The organism is Pantoea sp. EKM21T (assembly GCF_011800405.1).
Classification (GTDB): Bacteria; Pseudomonadota; Gammaproteobacteria; order Enterobacterales; family Enterobacteriaceae; genus Pantoea; species Pantoea agglomerans.
Genome location: NZ_JAALFV010000003.1, coordinates 134,850 through 152,231, shown reverse-complemented (window position 1 = coordinate 152,231; position 17,382 = coordinate 134,850). Strand labels below are relative to the sequence as shown.

The window sequence follows — 17,382 nt, the reverse complement described above, 5'->3', positions numbered from 1 at the left end:
GGACATTATTAACAACGCCTCTTTTCATCAACTAATTGCAGCCACTTCACTTTCAATCTTTATGCATCAGCCGGGTCAGCATCTCGCAGAAGGCTTCGCTTGCTGGGTTAACGCGGTATTTGTTCAGGCGTAGCAGGCAATCAACCGAAGGCAGAGGCATCAATTTCTCAAGTTCAGACACGCTACAAATCGCTTTATCAAGGCTGTATTGATTGAGTATTCCCACACCTAGCCCGGTGGTTATCGCCGCAAGCATACCTGCTACTGAAGGACACTCCAGCATCACAGCAAATGGGATATTTGCCTGCCGAAGTTTCTCCTCAGCCAGGTTACGATAATAGCAATCCGGTCCCCAGGTAATAAGCTTCAGGCTCTTATCCGAGTCATGTCGCCAGGCAGGCGTTGCGTACCAGTATAAATTTTCACTCCACAATACCGTATCTTCCGTCGATGCCGTGCCCGTGAAATCCTGATGTAAAATGATCTCCAGACTTCCTTCAGAAAAATGCTGACGCAGGAGATGACTTTGCTCCACCACCAGTTGTATATCCACCTCTGGATGGTGGTGAGTGAAGGTTGAAATCACCCCGCATATTTCAGTCATTGAGATGTGTTCAGTGACCCCGATTCGCAGCTTGCCACGCAGTGCCGAAGGCGAAAAATAGGCTACGGCATGATCGTGTTCAGTAAGTATTTTTTCCGCATGTTGCAGCAGAACGCTGCCCTTTTCTGTCGGAACGGCTTTTCCGGCGATGCGCGTTAATAGCTGGCATTGAAGTTGATCTTCAAGCCGTCTGAGCTTCCAGCTTACAGCGGACTGGCTCAGGTTGAGGAGTAATGCGGCCTTACTCATATTGCCCGTTTGCAGCACGGTCCGGAACACTCTGAGTGAGTCAACGGAGAGTCGTTTATTCATTTTTGTATGACAAAAGTAGGATTACAGCGGGAAAGAATGTCACTGGTGTCATATTCAGTCAACGGATAGCCTGACTGAAACAAACACAACGGAGAAAGCAGATGCCCGCTAATAACCCATTACTGAATGACGACGTTCTGATAAACGGTTGTCGCATTGCGACCGGAGTCCATGGTTCAGGAAGACCTCTGGTGCTGGTTCATGGCACGCCCGCACACTCAATAATCTGGCAGTCACTGGTGCCGGTATTTGTCGATGCGGGTTTTCATGTTCATCTGTATGACCTGGCTGGGTTTGGCGCGTCAGAGCGCCCTTTGACGGCTGATACTTCGGTTACCGCTCAAGTCAGTTTTCTGCTGAAACTGCTTGAACACTGGCAGCTCGAAAAAACAGATCTTTTTGGTCACGATATCGGCGGGGCCATTTCACTCAGACTGGCGTTCGACAACCCATCCCTTCTGAAGACGCTTACGATTGCCGATATTCCGAGCTACGATTCCTGGCCTTCGCCCACATGGAAAGATATGCGGGATCACTATGCGGATTATGCGCTGATCCCCGCCACTGAGCATTACCGCGCGATGTGGCGCCAGTTAAAGATGGCTGTTTTTAATAAGGATCGTATGACTGAGCAGCGGCTGGAAAATTATCTTGCACCGCTTTGTGGTGTGGTAGGGCAACCTTCATTTTATCAGCATCAGGTTGCGCACTATAATGAGTGTTACACCAGTGACTTTGCAGAAAAATTGCCGCAACTCCGGCTGCCAGTACAGATTTTATGGGGCGCCGAAGATGAATGGCAACCCGTTGAGTATGCAAGGCGTTTGCAGCGCGACATCGTCTCTTCCACGTTGCATATCTTTGAACAGGCCGGGCACTTTTTAATGGAAGATGCCCCCTTGCCAGTCGCCGCACAGGTAATTGATTTTGTTAATCAACATAATATGAGGTAGAGCCATGATCCTGATCGGAATGCTGGATTCACCCTATGTCAGACGGGTTGCTATTTACATGAAAGTATTGGGTATTCAATTCGAGCATCGCCCGCTTTCGGTATTCGGCGATTTTGATGCCTTAACGAAAATTAACCCGGCCGTTAAAGTTCCAACGCTTATCACAGATGATAATCAGGTGCTGATCGATTCCACACTAATCATTCATTACCTTGAGAAATATTGCGGTCATTCGCCTGCACCTACATCAGCGTCCGGCGTAGAAGAGTTCCGGGATCTGCATCTTACCGGCTTCGCCCTGGCCGCCTGCGAAAAAGCGGTGCAGATTGTGTACGAACAGCGCCTCAGGCCGGAAGAAAAACAGCATCAGCCCTGGGTGGATCGCGTAACTCAACAACTGCATGGTGCCTGGCAGACGCTGGAGAACGGGCTGCGGGAAAGTCATCCTGACATGCTGTCCGTGGCCGGTATCAGCATCGCAGTGGCCTGGAGTTTTACAGAATTGATGCTGCCGGATACCGTCAGCCGTGAGCGATATCCGGAATTGGCCGGGTTTACATTGCTAGCCGAACAGCGACCGGAATTTCTGGCAACGCCTTTGATTTAATGAGGATGGGTTTTGTATATAAGAGCCCAATGATGCCTTACCTAATGTATAAAGAACTTATAGCTTTAGAATTAGTCGATAGCAAAAGGTGACTCAATGAGCACCAATTGAATATCTTCATACAATATAAATAACTCTTAATAATCTAATAAAGGCAAATAAACGTAACATCCGCTTTTTGCATATAACGGGCAATGCTCTGCTCTATGCCAGAAACGGGCGTTTATGATTTTGAATTAAGCATAAAAGTGCATACGATTTCAGAAAGCATTAACTTCCCGATACGGATTACAGAGACAGGCCTGACTCAGCAATAAAAACGATAAAGCAGCGTATTCTCGATGAGAGATATCGGCTGGCCGGCCAGAGTGCCGAGAAATACCCCTGCCTGGTACAGTAACCGGGCAATACCTCTTTCAGTTGCCCCGAATCCAAAGATTCACGTACGACAAAATCGGGCACATAGCTGATACCCATACTGACTGGTATGCTACACGGATAACAACAATATATGAGTCAGCACCTGATGTCATACTGACGGCCTCCGGTTAAACGTGACGGCAGGATTGAGAGATGAGCGATTGAAGAGCGCGAAAAATCTTAAACTTAATCTGATGTTCATCCTGTTAAGTGGCTGAAACACACAGCTAACGCGTTGCGCATATAGATAAATGCATTCCCCACTGGAACGAATAACCTGCCACCTGCTGGCCTTTCCTTAAGTCAAATCCGCGCCCCGACGCCATGATCGGGTTACACCTCAGTTATTGATAGTGCCAGCGAAAACTGGAGTAAAAATAACGCGCGTTATCGTAACCTTAGAACTCTACATTTTTCATTCAAAAACAGTAACTTCTCCTCTGATTACAGTTCGCCTATGCTGGCTGCTCATTAAATTTCACTTCAGAAGGATCTGTTATGTTTGTTGTGCCCGCATCCTACAGTGCAGAGGCTGTTCAGTGCCTGTATGAAGTTATCGGCATACTCAACCTGAACGGCGTACGCTGCCACGTTATCTTTGACAGTCAGGCATCCCGCGCCGCAGTGATCCAGGCGGACGCAATAGAGGAACATGGCGAAATGCGCCATCCTGTGCTGGCCGTACTGGAAATGGAACGCGTAACGAGTATCAACACCATACTGCGCATCAAATCGTTCTGGACCGATTCCGAGGGCGCTCAATCAGGTGTGGAACCAGGCACGCTGGCAAAAGCGTTGTATAAAGCGCTGACAATAAAGAAACATATCACGCTGGTGGGATTGTAGGCATTCTGAAGCCCGTGAAGTACGGGCTGTAACAGTCAGGTATTGAGAGAGATACACGCCGGGGATGAGCATGATAATTCCACAGGTGCACAGGAGTGCTTAATGCTGATCCGCGCATCCTGCCCGATCGGGCGTTCGATGGCAGTGTGAAGATTCCGCTTTATTATTGATGTGTTGATACTGCTCTGTGTGAAGACACAGAGAATGCCTTGCTGAAGTCCCGGATGCGTTCCTCACGTCCCACGGCAAGGGCAAACAGCACGCCACCCACAATAGAGAACATCCCCAGAACACCCCATGCCAGCGTCATATCACTACCACCACCCAGATGCTTGAGGTATCCGGCAACAAGGGGGCCGCCAGACTGTCCAATGAAGTTACTGCATGCGCCGACAAAAGCCACCGCAGGGACGGCTTTCTTTGTCGGGAGAATTTCAGTCAGCCTGACGTAAACCAGTGGCACCAGCATCTTCATTGTCAGGCCGACAAACATGAATAATCCTATCTGAGCCCAGTAATACTCCAGCGGCACAAAAGCGGCAGCCAGTAATGCCACACCACAGAGGATGGTGGGAATAGCGGCATGCAGTCGTCGCTCCTGGTTGTACTTATCTGAACGCCGGGTGATGTACCAGATGCCCAGCATCGTCATCAGGAATGGCATCCCACTGATGAGACCGACCATAAATTCACTGAGCGTGCCATACCCTTTGAAAGCTGTCGGCAGCCAGAGCGTAAAACCGTAAGCGAGCATGCTATGCAGGGAGTAGCCGATCAGCATCAGCCAGAGGGCCGGTATTTTGAGAATGGTCCACCAGGGATCGGATTTCTCATTCCTGTAGTTTGACTGCTCAGCGGCCAGGTCTTTCTGGATATAATCCCGATCTTCGGCACTCAGCCAGCCAGCGGCCTGAATACTTTTAGGAACCAGATAAAACCAGATGATGCAGAACAGCCAGGCCGGTGCACCTTCAATTACCATCATCAGGCGCCAGTTATGATGTGCAAGGATCCAGCCAGATATCGGACCGGCCAGAAACGCGCCCGCACCCAGGCTAAGATTCCAGATTCCGAATGCACGCCCCCGCTCAGGCTTCATAAACCACTGGGCCAGGAACATGGCCGTGGCGGCCTGAATTGGACCTTCAGCGATGCCCAGTAAGAAACGGATCGCTACCAGTTCACCGAAGTTACGCGTCAGGCCGGTAAGCATTGCGCAGGCCCCAAACAGAAACAGGCTGAGGCCGATTATTTTCCGTGATCCAAAACGGAGAGCCAGCCATCCTGCGGTAAATTGCGTGGCGACGTAACCCCAGGCAAAGGCACCGCCAAGCCAGCCGGCTTTAACAGGACTCAGGCCCATTTCAGCTGTTATATGGGGCAGCGCCATGCCTATATTCACCCGATCAAAAAATGAAATGGTATACATGATGAATACGGCAGGTAATATAATTGTCCAGCGTTTATTTCCGATAAGCGCATGACCCTTGAGAGTTTTCTCACTCATGATAACTTCCTCATTTAACACTGTGGCAGGGGGAGGAAATGCTGACTTCAAATCCATCTGAATATCAGTCAAAATGTTTTTTATTCATTATCCGAAGGATGTTACGGAGAAATGAGCAACCTTAAAGCAAAAGGCGAAGATAAACAGGCAAGGCGTCAGAATTCATGACTTGCTCTAAATTTCTGATATCTATAAAAACTTCCAATGCATATTTAACCCGGCAAGAATATCTGAATATCGATAATTCAACGGTTAGCTGATATACCCACAAGAAGATGTTGTGCCTGAATCAAAGCCAGCCCTTCAACCCGAAATTATTAACAATGCTACCAGTTGCCAGTTCAATAACGCCCTCTCCTCTCAGATTCAGATAAATTTATTCTTCCTGAGGCGTCAGGTTAATTAAGAGATTGATATTTTTCCGCAGCCCCTCGGCTTAACGAGGGGCGCAGTGACATTAAACATACCGTAATGTAAGCGAAAACTTATTCAGCCAGCGCCCGCATTTCTTTAATGAGGTCTGATTTGCCTTCGAATCCGATACCCGGCAGTTCCGGCATAATAATATGGCCATCTTCAACTTTCACCGAGTCCGGGAAACCGCCGTAAGGCTGGAAAAGATCGGGATAGCTTTCGTTACCACCCAGACCGAGGCCGGCGGCGATATTCAGGGACATCTGATGGCCGCCATGAGGTATGCAGCGTGACGGTGACCAGCCAAACTGCTCCAGCACATCCAGTGTGCGCAGATACTCAACCAGCCCATAGGAGAGCGCGCAGTCAAATTGCAGATAGTCGCGATCCGGACGCATACCGCCATAACGCAGCAGGTTTCGCGCGTCCTGATGTGAAAAGAGGTTTTCGCCCGTTGCCATTGCGCCTGGATAGAACTCCGACAGGGCTGCCTGCAGAGAATAATCGAGCGGATCGCCAACCTCTTCGTACCAAAAGAGCGGATATTCACGCAGCATTTTTGCGTAGGCAATACCGGTTTCCAGATCAAAGCGACCATTGGCATCAACGGCGAGGCGCGCTTCGCTGCCGATTTCTTCCAGTACGGCCTCAATACGGCGGCGGTCTTCGTCCAGAGAGGCACCACCGATTTTCATTTTCACAACGTTATAGCCGCGGTTCAGGTAGCCGCGCATTTCCTGTCGCAGTGCGCCAGGGTCTTTACCCGGATAGTAGTAACCCCCAGCCGCATAGACGAAGACGCGCGGATTAGCCTCAACGCCCTTCATTTCGGCCAGCAGGCGGAACAGCGGCTTGTTTGCAATTTTTGCCGTTGCATCCCAGATGGCCATGTCCAGGGTTCCCACTGCAACTGAACGCTCGCCATGACCGCCAGGCTTTTCGTTGCTCATCATCACAGCCCAGACTTTATGCGGATCCAGGTTGTTACCTTTGGCATTCAGCAGGCTTTCGGGATCGGCTTCCAGGATGCGGTCACGGAAGCGTTCCCGGATGAGGCCACCCTGGCCATAACGGCCGTTAGAGTTAAAGCCGTATCCCACTACACGGCGCCCGTCGACTTCAACATCTGTCACAACGGCGACCAGGCTTGTCGTCATCTTGCTGAAATCGATGTACGCGTTACGAATAGGGGAAGCAATGGGTTTGGTAATTTCTACAACATCAAGGATGCGCATGATCTCTCCGGTAGTTCTCAGTCAAAGACTGTTTTACTAAAATACCTACGCAATCAGTTATGTCATGCCATCTGTTTATCGGTATTCATCGGCACAATGAAGTAGCGTAGTGTTAAAGGACCTGATTGTTCTGTCTGCTATTATCCTAAGCAGTACGTGGGTTCCGTTCTAATGCCAAAGAGGCAGCCTGTAATGCAAAATCGGCATCACCTGGAGTTAACCTGGCTTGAAGACTGTATTGCGCTGGCGCAATCACTCAATTTTTCCCGTGCGGCAGCTTCACGATATGTGACACAGCCTGCATTCAGCCGCAGAATCGTCTCGCTGAAGAGTGGCTTGGCACGCCAATTTTTGAAAGAAATCGTCGGGGCGTCAGCCTGACCCGCGCCGGAGAGGTTTTCGTCAGGCAGGTGCCGGAACTTATTCGTGCGCTTTATACCCTGAGGAGTGAATCTATCGAGGCCGCAGGAGAGGCCCGACCGGATGTTATTTTTTCCGCCACGCACGCGCTGTCATTTTCTTTTTTTCCGGCACTGATGCGTAACAACGAAAAAATTGCCCGCTTCGGATCTTTTCGACTGTTATCAGACTCATTAAGTGCCTGCGAACGCATGATTGAGAAAGGTGACGCGCAATTTCTGCTTTCTTATTACCATCCTCATATGCACATTCATCTCGATCAGTCGAAATATCTCAGCGTCCGGCTTGGACAGGAAATTTTACAGCCGTATTCACGATGCGATCCGACAACGCGTGAGCCTCTATTCCATGCGTCAGGCGGTAAGAAGTTTCCTTTCCTCTCCTATTCTGCTGAATCCGGCCTGGGCCGCATCCTGTCTAATACCTCACAGGTTAACCGGGCCAGACGCGGAATGGATATTGCCTTCACGGCCGATCTTGCTGCCACCTTACTCGCCATGGTCAAAGCCGGAGACGGCATCGCATGGCTGCCGGAAACACTGGCAGCGCCGGATGTTGATGCTGGCTCGATTGCCGTAGCAGCTAATAAGGAGAGCGCACTCTGGATACCCATAGAGATCCGGCTGTTCAGACCCGCAGCGAGGATGTCCCGGGCGGTAGAAGCGTTGTGGGAAATTTTCTTAGATGGTCAAATCTGAGCGGAAAACCATTTTGCGCTGATCGCGACGGCATCTGAAATGAATAAAGCGAGAACACATCAGAACCGCAAACTGACAATATATGCACGCCAGCTTTCCGTTTTTAATTAAAGCGGTCCTGAACTCGCGCGCATGTCCGTTTTTGTCAGATGCGGTCATTTATTTCATGTGAACAACAGGAGAAATTAACGTAACTTCTGAACCAGAAATTATCCTGCATTCTCAGCAGAGAAGCTTTGGTAATTCTCAGGCGTAATCAGCATCTAAGGCACCCAGTTAAGCGTCTCAACTTTCTTCTTATCCAGCAGCGCTTTGGTCACCTGGACCGTACACCTGGCCTCTGGCATCCTGAAAAATAGTCAGCGCCGCCTGTTAACTCACATCAAAATTTTTCTCCCTGATATTATTACGTTTTTTAGTTAAAAACCTACTGCCCAAGCTGCGTGGTGTAATTAGCGGGCACCCAGCGATAAGCGTTACCTTCATGCTGCACATGGCCCAGGCCAGGGAAGGCGATATGCGCCGCAGCCACCCAGTAGCCCTGATCTGCAGCCTGTTTCAGTACCCTTTCACGTGTAGTGATAGCCTGCTTCTGATTGACATCAAAATGGATGGCCACTTCAGGATCGGGCATTTGCACCGCTTTGGCATGGATAATATCTCCCCACAACACCAGGGTCTGACCTTCACTCTCTACGCGATAAAGTACGCTGCCCGGCGTATGGCCGGCTGTCGACTCTGCACGGATTCCCCCCGTTAATGTGGCTGGTGCCATAAACGTTTTAAGCAGGCCAGCATTGATGACCGGGCGAAGAGTCCGTTCAGATTCTGCAAAGGTATGGGCCTGACTGGTCTCTACCCTGCTGACGTTAGCCGGATTAAGCCAGAAATCGACATCCCGTTTATCCACGAACACTTCGGCCTTTGGAAAAGCAGGCTTGCCCGCGCGTGAAACACCGCCTGAATGATCGGCATGAATATGGGTTAAGAGTACGGCATCGATCGACTCTGCCGAATAGCCAGCGGCGGCCAGATTAGTCAGCAGATGTCCGCCATTGTGTCCAAAAAGCTCACCGGCCCCGGTGTCGATTAAAATGCGCTTTTTACCATCATCGATAACGAAGGCATTGATTGATGTTTCGGCCTGCGGCGTCATCGAATCTCTGGCCATTTCCTGGTTTAGTTTTTCAGGCGAAATGTTAGTCAGTAATTTATTCAGGGGAACGGTAACCGTGCCGTCGGAAACCGCGGTAATGCGTAATTTTCCCAATGTCATCCGGTAATAACCCGGAGCTTGCTGATCCCACGCAGAGGTCTGTTCGGCCGCATAGACCGGACTGAACGCGATAAGAGAAGCCACCAGCATCAGTAAAATTTTCATAAATATCTCTCCAGAAAGTTTCATCACAACGTGGTGGGCAGTATCATTACGCAACCTGTATCACTCAAATTGATTAAACTGATGCTCACTATCAGAGAAAATGATTTTCATCGAATCGACCTGAATTTACTGACGGTGTTGTTGGTTCTGAAGCGGGAAGGCAGCGTGTCGCGTGCGGCAGAAAAGCTGCATCTGGGTCAGCCAGCAGTCAGTAATGCACTGGCCCGATTGCGGCTAATGTTCAGCGATCCACTGTTTGTGCGCACGGCGAAAGGCATGGAGCCTACCCCGCGTGCTGAAGCGCTGATCGCTGAGCTGGGCCCGTTAATGGCACAGATGCAGAACGTATTATTTCAGCCAGCATCCTTCACGCCTTCTGAGGCGACACATATTTTTCGGCTGGGGATGAGCGACTGGGTTGAACGCTGGCTGATGCCGGGACTATATGAGCGCATCACGCGCACAGCTCCCGGCGTGACTCTTCAGGTCACGGCCAGCGATCCCTTCAGGGATGCAGAACTGGTCGCGCGTGGAGAGATTGATCTTGCCATTTCGGTTGGCGAGAGCACACCCGCCACGCTCCAGCGCGAGAAGATAGTGTCACACAACTTTTGTACGTTGTGGCACCCGGAACAGCTTTCGTTGCGTGCACCGTTGACGCTGGAGGATTATGTGGCGCATGACCATCTGCTGGTTTCCTATCGCGGGGCGAACTGGAGCGCCATCGATGACCAGCTTGCGCCATCAGGAAAGGCCCGTTCGATTCGCTACGTGACGCCGCATTTTTCCTCTCTGCCTCCGCTGCTGGCGCGCGCACCCGCGTTAGCCACCGTTCCCGCTGGGCTGTCGGTTGAGTGGGTGACGCATTACGGCTTATGCTGTAGCCCGGTACCCATTGAAACACCGGAAATAGCCCTGTCACTGCTCTGGCATAAACGGCTTGATAACGATTTGTCACTGCGCTGGCTCAGGGAAGAACTGCGTAACGTGATGACAGAACGAACCTGAATAGCTGCTCTCATGGGAAGCTAAGACCTGTAGTGACACCTTCGTTCGATGAGGACCTTAACCTCATGTTATTGAGCGCAAACTCACAGAGCCCATGAATAAGCAGGTAAAATTTTACCTGCCCTGCTCTCTATCCGCGTGATGCTGTTTGACGTCCACACCATCCCTTTTAAATCGCCGTTTTAACCTATAAAACTCAGTACCGCGCCCGGCTACTGCTCAGGTGCGGAAAAAATGCAGGCGACGGCAAGGCTTCCGGGGCAGTTGGCTCAGCGTTCAGCATGCGCAAAAATGACTCAGCCCAGTGATGGCTGTTGTACATATGCAGTCCCTTTATCAGACGGGCATGCAGAGACCGCCGTTCGTGTAACGGCATCTGCAATGCACGATGTACCGCACTGGCCATTGCATCAGGATCATAAGGATTGACGATGATGGCACCCTCCATCTGCTCGGCTGCACCGGCAAACTGCGAGAGGATAAGCACCCCGGGATTTTTCGGATCCTGCAGGGCGATATACATTTTGGCCATCAGGCTCATGCCTGCCATCAACGGCGTCACCAGCGCAACGCGTGAGGCACGATAGATGCCGGCCTGCTCTTCGCGGCTGTAGCCATGAGTCAGATAGTTCACCGGATACCAGTTCATTGTGCCATGCACGCCATTAAGCTCCCCACACAGTGCTTCCAGAGCGTGACCGAGTTCTGACGCATCATGTGCGTGTCCGGCTGCAGGAGGCGCCAGCTGCAACAGCGTGATATTTTTCTGGTAGCAATCATGTTTTCGCAGCAACACTTCCATAGTGCTGATCCGGTAAGGCAGACCTGAACTCTCATCAAGATGGCCGCCGCTTAGCACGGTATTTTCGGGCAGGCTTTCGCGGCACTGCATTTCCATGTAAGCACAGCTGTTGCTATCACGCAGAGACTGGACATCGTCAAGATCTATTCCGACAGGAAACACACCCACCCTGATAATCCGGCCATGAACACGAAAGCTTTGCGCTTCCAGCCGTTCTATACGGAATTCGCTCTCCAGCCAGACCAGGAAGTTATTCATATCCTGCACGGTCTGAAAGCCAATCAGATCACAACATAACAGAGAGTCAGTGAACCAGCGCCATTCGGGTATGGTTTCAAACATTCTGCCAGCCGGGAAAGGTTGATGCAGAAAAATACCCACTAAGTTGGTCAATCCTTCTTCACGGATATAGGTGGCACAGCCTAGCAGATGGTAATCCTGAATCCAGATAACATCGTCGGGTGCGGCGTTTTCGCAGATGGCGCGCGCATAGGCTTTATTGATGTTTTTATATTCCTGATAGCCGCTGGCGGAAAAACGAACCATGTCCGGACGCTGATGAAAAACAGGCCAGAGCCCTTTATGAATATAATTGTGGTACCCCTCATTAAGCTCGCCAGGCGTATAGGGGAAGGTCACGGTTTCATACTGGCCCATCTGCTGCACGGCGTAGGGTCTTGGCGCATCCTGAGGCATCACCCTGCTTTCACCATCCCAGCTAATCCAGACGCCTCCCTGACGGGAAAGGATGCCGTCATAAATTGCAGTAAGCGTCGAACGTTGACATTGATTATGCGAAACAAGAATAAGGCCTGACATGCTGTATTCCTTAAGAACCCGCTGCGGAGAGGCACCAGTGCCTGGCAGCGAGCTGCTATTAATAGGAGGTCGGAGAATAAACTGGAGAAAACCACTCATGAATGTGCACCCTGTCCACTTAATGCCTGCAGACGCTTTTTGCAAAATCGGGTTGTGACCGCCATCGTGTAACGTTGTCACGTAAATGCCCGGTGCCGTTAATTAAACCGAACGGCCTGTAAAAAAGGCGTAAAAAGAGTCTGATGAAGTGTAAAAACGCTGCAAATCACGCGCCCTATATAGCATTAGCGGACAGCAATGGCGCAAAAAGTCAGTGAGTTCAATACAGGGAATATACGCAGGTAAAAATAAAGAAGGCGGGTTGGCCCGGTTCCACTCGCCCCTAAAGCTGGTTTGATAAATGCGTGGCCGGGCCGTTTTATTGCAGAAACAGAGAACTTAACAATCTCTTTGTTAATTCAGAGCTGAGCGATCATTGTCTGGAATGATACGCCGTTAAAAAATTTGACCTCCCCGACTTTTTTAAATCCCCTTTTCTCATAAAAAGGGACGGCAAGGAGTGAAGAACGTACGCTAATTTCTGCACGCAGTTCGGGAATCGCCTGCTGCCAGAGTGCCTTCGCTACCCCTTTACGCTGACATTTCGGATGTACAAAAAGGTATTTAACTAAATTGCCTTCGAAAAGGGTGAGTACGCCTGTCACCTCACCTCTTTCCACGGCAATCAGCCAGAGATAGTCATCTGAAACAATCAACGGTTTAAGCGCATCGGGTTTTATGCTGTCGATAAACCATTGCGGACAGGGTTCCGTCTCTGAAAAATTACATTGCATCGACACAATATGTATCAGCTCACTGATGCCTGCCGCATCAGACTCCAACGCCGTTCTGATTTCCATTCTTTTGTCATTCCCCCCTGATTTGGTTAAGGCAAGGGGATGAGGTTTGCCATTTGAAAAGCCATCCACTCCCCTTTTCCGCTGAATCCCGGTCCGTGGACCCGCGTCCTGATGATTAAAGCACCGTGACTTTGCCCTGGAAAATCACCGGACCGGACGGCCCGCTGAGCTTAGATCCCCCCACCGGCTCCAGACTTACCGCCAGTACCGTCTGATTATCTAACTCGCCAGGCGGTAACCGGAAAACATTACTGTCGCGGTGATTGATCAGCCCCAGAGATTGTGGCGCAGCACTGCCCCTGATCAGCCAGAGCTGCAGGTTTTTATTCTCTGGCAGCGTGATGTTCAGCGCCGAAACCTGAAGGAGTGAAGCTGACTTATCCAGATTCACCACAAACTGTGCATCGGGCTGTGCGCCGCTGAGTACCGCAATCGGCTGCAGAGACTGTGGGGCATCCGGTTTGCTTAAATGGGTGAAAATGAGGATGCCAGCCATTGCCGCCGCCAGGCCCCAGCCGAGCCAGAAGCCAGGATGCTTGCGGATTGATGTCGTGCCAGAGACGCCTGCATTCCGGCCAAGATCCTGCTCAATCTGCTGCCAGACCGTAGAAGGCGGGATAACGGCGTGAGTGAGCAGATCAATGCCGCTGAACGCTTTCTGCCAGTGCAGCACCTCCGCGGCGAATACTGAATCGTCATTGAGGCGTTTATCCAGCCGATGACGTGTCACATCGTCGGTAAGGCCAAGCACATATTCCGCCGCAGTGAGATCATGTTGTTCCTGCCCAGTCATAAGCCTATGCACTCCCGAAGATGGGTTAACGCGCGACGGATCCAGCTTTTCACCGTTCCTTCAGGCTGACTCATTGAGAGCGCAATCTCACTCTGTGAGAGGCCACGATAATAGGCGAGCGAAATGCTTTGTCGCTGCTCAGAGGGTAAGTGCGCCATGCAGTGCTGAAGGCGACGCGCCTCCGCATGACTCGCATCGGCAGGAAGTGGCGTCTGGAAACCCGCTTCCGCTTCGCTTATCTCATCCACGGAACAGCTTCTGTTTTCATGTTTACGGAGGAAATCAATCGCCCGATTTCTGGCGATGTGACTGAGCCAGATATGCGGCTCACTGCGCTTATCGTCGTAATAGTTAGCCGACTGCCAGATTTGAATAAACGTATCGTGCAGGATCTCTTCTGCCCAGTCCCGGCGTCTCACCATCCGCAGGATGATCCCATAGAGGCGGGGCGACAGAACGCGGTAAAGCTGCTCAAGAGCAGCTTTATCACCGACGGCTATCTGATTCATTAAACCGGCCTGAATATGGGGCACATTTTTTGTCATCGGCTTCCCTGTGAAAGATGTAGCCACGCGATAAGTGGCTACACACAGTATAGGTAACGCTTTACGGCATCAGCACGGTATCAATAACGTCAATCACACCGTTACTCTGATTCACATCATACGTGGTGATACTGGCAATATTGTCCTGAGCATCCTTAAGCTGAATATTGTGCGGGCCATTTGCCATCACCCACAGTGATTCGCCATTCACCGTTTTCAGCTCGGCTTTGCCTCCTCCCGCTTTGATTTTTTTCTCCAGCGCTTTCATGTCCAGTTTTCCTGCAACCACGTGATAGGTCAGGACACTGGTGAGTTTTTGTTTATTCTCTGGCTTAAGCAGGGAGTCGACGGTGCCCTTAGGCAGTTTTTCAAAGGCGGCATTGGTAGGCGCAAAAACGGTAAACGGCCCCTTCCCTTCGAGTGTCGGGACCAGACCGGCGGCTTTAACTGCCGCCACCAGCGTGGTGTGGTCTTTCGAGTTAACAGCATTCTCAACAATATTTTTCGATGGGTACATGGCGGCACCGCCGACCATCACCGTGTCGCTGTCCATGCTCGCCGCATAAGTGGCGCCGCTGAAGACTAATGCAGAAAAAATCAGAGTTGGCAGGAATGGTTTCATTTTCACTTTCCTCATTGAGTTAACGGACAGGGCGAGAGCGCCCTTATCTGTTAATACGAATGAGCAGCGAAAACGGATGCAAAAAAAATTTAAATTTTTTTAATCTGAGGGGGTTCAGGCTGAGGCGATATGCAATAAGCCCACCAGAGGTGGGCTTATCATAACGAGTCCATACTGCGTCAACTTCTGCTTTTCACGAACAGCAGACAGCCGTCATTACTGGCAAGAAATAGCTCCCGGTCATACATTCCAGTAATGTAAAAACCTATGACCCGGACAGCTCAGATGCTCTCCACCCACGTCTTTCGCCGTGAGCTACACGCATGAACTTAAATGCGAAAAGCATTCACTGCTTCACGTAAAGCGTGTGCCTGGGCTGAAAGCGACTGTGATGCCGAAGAGGATTCCTCAACCAGCGCGGCGTTATTCTGCGTGACGCCATCCATCTCGTTCACTGCGATGCTGACCTGTGAAATGCCCTGCATCTGTTCAGCTGAGGCGAGTGAGATGTTATCCATCGCGACGGCAAGTTTTCCAACCATCGCATTGATATCAAGAATGCTCTTGCCGGTGCCGGTTGCCACGACAACACCACTTTCGACCTGCGCCACAGCCTCTTCAATCAGATGTTTAATATCTCTGGCTGCCGTTGCACTGCGCTGTGCCAGCGTCCTGACTTCACCCGCAACGACGGCGAAACCTCGACCCTGTTCGCCCGCTCGCGCGGCTTCGACTGCCGCGTTAAGCGCCAGAATGTTGGTCTGAAATGCAATTCCTTCGATAACGGAGGTAATATCCCGGACTTTCACCGCGCTTTTTGAAATATCATTCATCGTCTCTGACATGCGCTGCATATCGTGTTCACCCGAACGCGCCAGCGCAGCGGTTTCACGGGCTGAATCCGCGGTCTGCTGTGCGCCCGCTGCATTACTTTTTACCGTGACCGTAAGCTGCTCAATACTGGCGGCGGTTTCCTGCAAAGCGGCGGCCTGCTGCTCTGTACGGGAAGAGAGTTCAGTATTGCCCTGGGAAATTTCATCAGCTGCCATGGCGACCGAAGCGGAAGAATCTTTAATCTGCGAGACCAGGTCACGCAGATTGCTCTGCATGCTATCCAGAGAAGCCATCATGCTGACGGTATCCCCCTGACGCAGGGTCACTTTTGTCGTCAGATCGCCCGCCGCAATCGCAGCGGCCAGGCCCTGCGCATGCGAAGGTTCTCCACCCAGCTGAGTCTTGATCCAGCGGGTGATCAGCCCACTCATCACAAATCCCATCACAACAAACAGGGTGGTCAGGCCTGCCAGCGTCATATAAACACCGGAGAGCGCCTGCGTGGACGTTTCGGCCGTTTTACTCGTTACCCTCGCCTGATAATCAACCATCCCATCCACTGCATTGCGGTAGTGCGAAAGCGCAGGGATCAGTTCACCACGGAGTTTTTCCGGGAACGGAGTGGCGTTCTGCTTAAACAGGTTTCGCTCTGCCTGATGAAGCGGACCCGCTGCCACTTCAATTTTATTTAATTGCGTGGAAGCCTCTTCTACTTCAGCAAGATTGATCCCCGGAATGCTTTTGGCACCGTTGATCAGTTCCCGGAAATGCGCAGTGGTATTATCACTGTTGGTCTGCAACGCAGAGAACTGGGTTTTTATAGTGGCCTCTGCCTGAGGCTGAGTGTCTGAAGCCACGGACAGTAAAAGGACAGTTTGCTGAGTTAAATTATCTTTTAGCGTCTGCAAGGCCTGGAGATCGCCCAGCCGCGCGCGCGTCAATTCCTGCTGATCGCTGGCCGTATTGAGTTTAAACCCGGCAAATCCTGTCACAAAAACGCCCGTTAAGATGACTGTGAGGAATGCCGCAGTGAGCATGACGCTTAATTTTATTTTTTTGTTTCGATACATAGGAGACCCCGATGTTTGAATAAATAGGTTATCACCGACGTTCCGCTTCTATGGCTCGCTGGTACTGGATCTGTTATCGGCAGCGGGGAAAAAAATTACAGTAATGAAAGGGGTAAGAAGCGATGATTCCTGGGCTGAGTAAAAAGGTAAATCCCTGACGGATGCCATTAAGGCAGTGAGTGTTATTCTCGTAACTTGTCGCCTGAATGCGGATAAAACTATTCCAGCTTCGCTTGTGGCACCACGGATTTAACAGACTCTTCAGCGTCAATTGAGATGACTGACAATAGAAGTGTCCTCGTGGTGAGAACGGAATCTCAGACCGCAGATATTTCATTAAGGGTGGAGAGCGGCGCAGCCATCAGGTGCATGCGTTTGCAGCTGGAGACGAACAGATAATAAGGCACCTTGCTTTCCGTGATTACCTCAGAGAAAACAGAGATATCGCAGCAACCTATGCTGAGATAAAGCGTGAAGCAGCATCACTCTGTAACAACGATGCTCAACGCTACAGCGCGCTCAAAGCGAACTTTATAGCGCATCATCTACAGCTCGCACTGATTGACCTGAAACGATAGGTACTGACAGGACAG

At 50.9% G+C, this 17,382-nt stretch carries 14 protein-coding genes and 4 pseudogenes; 6 read left to right on the top strand and 12 right to left on the bottom strand.

The window, feature by feature from the left end:
- Window positions 1–52: 52 nt before the first annotated feature.
- Entirely contained in the window at window positions 53–916 is an 864-nt protein-coding gene (locus HFD87_RS07040; protein ID WP_029519200.1) for a LysR family transcriptional regulator, read from the bottom strand.
- A gap of 101 nt (window positions 917–1,017) precedes the next feature.
- Between HFD87_RS07040 and HFD87_RS07035 the strand changes: the two genes are divergently transcribed.
- A complete protein-coding gene (locus tag HFD87_RS07035) occupies window positions 1,018–1,869 on the top strand; it encodes an alpha/beta fold hydrolase (RefSeq protein WP_181955672.1) in 852 nt (283 codons plus the stop codon).
- A 4-nt stretch (window positions 1,870–1,873) separates the two neighbouring features.
- Window positions 1,874–2,476, top strand: a complete 603-nt coding sequence (locus HFD87_RS07030) for a glutathione S-transferase (protein ID WP_010670410.1) — start codon at window positions 1,874–1,876, stop codon at window positions 2,474–2,476.
- 288 nt (window positions 2,477–2,764) lie between these two features.
- On the opposite strand, the pseudogene HFD87_RS07025 reads toward HFD87_RS07030, so the two are convergent.
- Window positions 2,765–2,953 (bottom strand): annotated as a pseudogene (locus HFD87_RS07025) (LysR substrate-binding domain-containing protein); the annotation flags it as partial.
- A 441-nt stretch (window positions 2,954–3,394) separates the two neighbouring features.
- On the opposite strand from HFD87_RS07025, the gene HFD87_RS07020 reads away from it, so the two are divergent.
- On the top strand, window positions 3,395–3,742 hold the full coding sequence (locus HFD87_RS07020) for a hypothetical protein (RefSeq protein ID WP_167423149.1): 348 nt from the start codon (window positions 3,395–3,397) through the stop codon (window positions 3,740–3,742).
- A gap of 163 nt (window positions 3,743–3,905) precedes the next feature.
- Here HFD87_RS07020 and HFD87_RS07015 read toward each other — a convergent pair whose 3' ends face one another.
- Complete coding sequence (locus HFD87_RS07015; RefSeq protein ID WP_243207464.1) at window positions 3,906–5,321, bottom strand: MFS transporter; 1,416 nt, start codon at window positions 5,319–5,321, stop codon at window positions 3,906–3,908.
- 413 nt (window positions 5,322–5,734) lie between these two features.
- Complete coding sequence (locus HFD87_RS07010; RefSeq protein ID WP_010247024.1) at window positions 5,735–6,898, bottom strand: mandelate racemase/muconate lactonizing enzyme family protein; 1,164 nt, start codon at window positions 6,896–6,898, stop codon at window positions 5,735–5,737.
- A 192-nt stretch (window positions 6,899–7,090) separates the two neighbouring features.
- Between HFD87_RS07010 and HFD87_RS07005 the strand changes: the two are divergent.
- Window positions 7,091–8,016: pseudogene (locus HFD87_RS07005) on the top strand (LysR family transcriptional regulator).
- Between the two features lie 263 nt (window positions 8,017–8,279).
- Here the strand turns inward: HFD87_RS07005 and HFD87_RS22945 are convergent.
- Together HFD87_RS22945 and HFD87_RS07000 are read right to left on the bottom strand one after the other, a co-directional pair.
- Window positions 8,280–8,379 (bottom strand): annotated as a pseudogene (locus HFD87_RS22945) (rhizopine-binding protein); the annotation flags it as partial.
- Between the two features lie 64 nt (window positions 8,380–8,443).
- Window positions 8,444–9,397: an MBL fold metallo-hydrolase gene (locus HFD87_RS07000; RefSeq protein ID WP_167423148.1), complete on the bottom strand. Its 954-nt coding sequence runs from the start codon at window positions 9,395–9,397 to the stop codon at window positions 8,444–8,446.
- Between the two features lie 81 nt (window positions 9,398–9,478).
- Here HFD87_RS07000 and HFD87_RS06995 point away from each other — a divergent pair, with 81 nt between their 5' ends.
- Window positions 9,479–10,405, top strand: a complete 927-nt coding sequence (locus HFD87_RS06995) for a LysR family transcriptional regulator (protein WP_167423147.1) — start codon at window positions 9,479–9,481, stop codon at window positions 10,403–10,405.
- A 196-nt stretch (window positions 10,406–10,601) separates the two neighbouring features.
- On the opposite strand, the gene HFD87_RS06990 is transcribed toward HFD87_RS06995, so the two are convergent.
- The 6 genes from HFD87_RS06990 to HFD87_RS06965 form a co-directional block, all read right to left on the bottom strand.
- Window positions 10,602–12,026 (bottom strand): trehalose-6-phosphate synthase, encoded by a 1,425-nt coding sequence (locus HFD87_RS06990; RefSeq protein WP_167423146.1) that lies wholly within the window; start codon window positions 12,024–12,026, stop codon window positions 10,602–10,604.
- Window positions 12,027–12,484: 458 nt separating this feature from the next.
- Window positions 12,485–12,994 (bottom strand): GNAT family N-acetyltransferase, encoded by a 510-nt coding sequence (locus tag HFD87_RS06985; RefSeq protein ID WP_241689622.1) that lies wholly within the window; start codon window positions 12,992–12,994, stop codon window positions 12,485–12,487.
- A gap of 46 nt (window positions 12,995–13,040) precedes the next feature.
- Window positions 13,041–13,718 (bottom strand): anti-sigma factor domain-containing protein, encoded by a 678-nt coding sequence (locus tag HFD87_RS06980; RefSeq protein ID WP_033768883.1) that lies wholly within the window; start codon window positions 13,716–13,718, stop codon window positions 13,041–13,043.
- Window positions 13,715–14,263, bottom strand: coding sequence for a sigma-70 family RNA polymerase sigma factor (locus tag HFD87_RS06975; RefSeq protein ID WP_033768880.1), 549 nt, complete (start codon window positions 14,261–14,263; stop codon window positions 13,715–13,717). Before HFD87_RS06975 ends, HFD87_RS06980 begins: the two co-directional genes overlap by 4 nt.
- Before the next feature lie 61 nt (window positions 14,264–14,324).
- Window positions 14,325–14,885: a fasciclin domain-containing protein gene (locus HFD87_RS06970; RefSeq protein ID WP_167423145.1), complete on the bottom strand. Its 561-nt coding sequence runs from the start codon at window positions 14,883–14,885 to the stop codon at window positions 14,325–14,327.
- 329 nt (window positions 14,886–15,214) lie between these two features.
- A complete protein-coding gene (locus HFD87_RS06965) occupies window positions 15,215–16,789 on the bottom strand; it encodes a methyl-accepting chemotaxis protein (protein WP_167423144.1) in 1,575 nt (524 codons plus the stop codon).
- Window positions 16,790–17,088: 299 nt separating this feature from the next.
- Between HFD87_RS06965 and HFD87_RS06960 the strand changes: the two are divergent.
- A pseudogene (locus tag HFD87_RS06960) lies at window positions 17,089–17,367 on the top strand (GrpB family protein); the annotation flags it as partial.
- Between the last annotated feature and the right edge of the window lie 15 nt (window positions 17,368–17,382).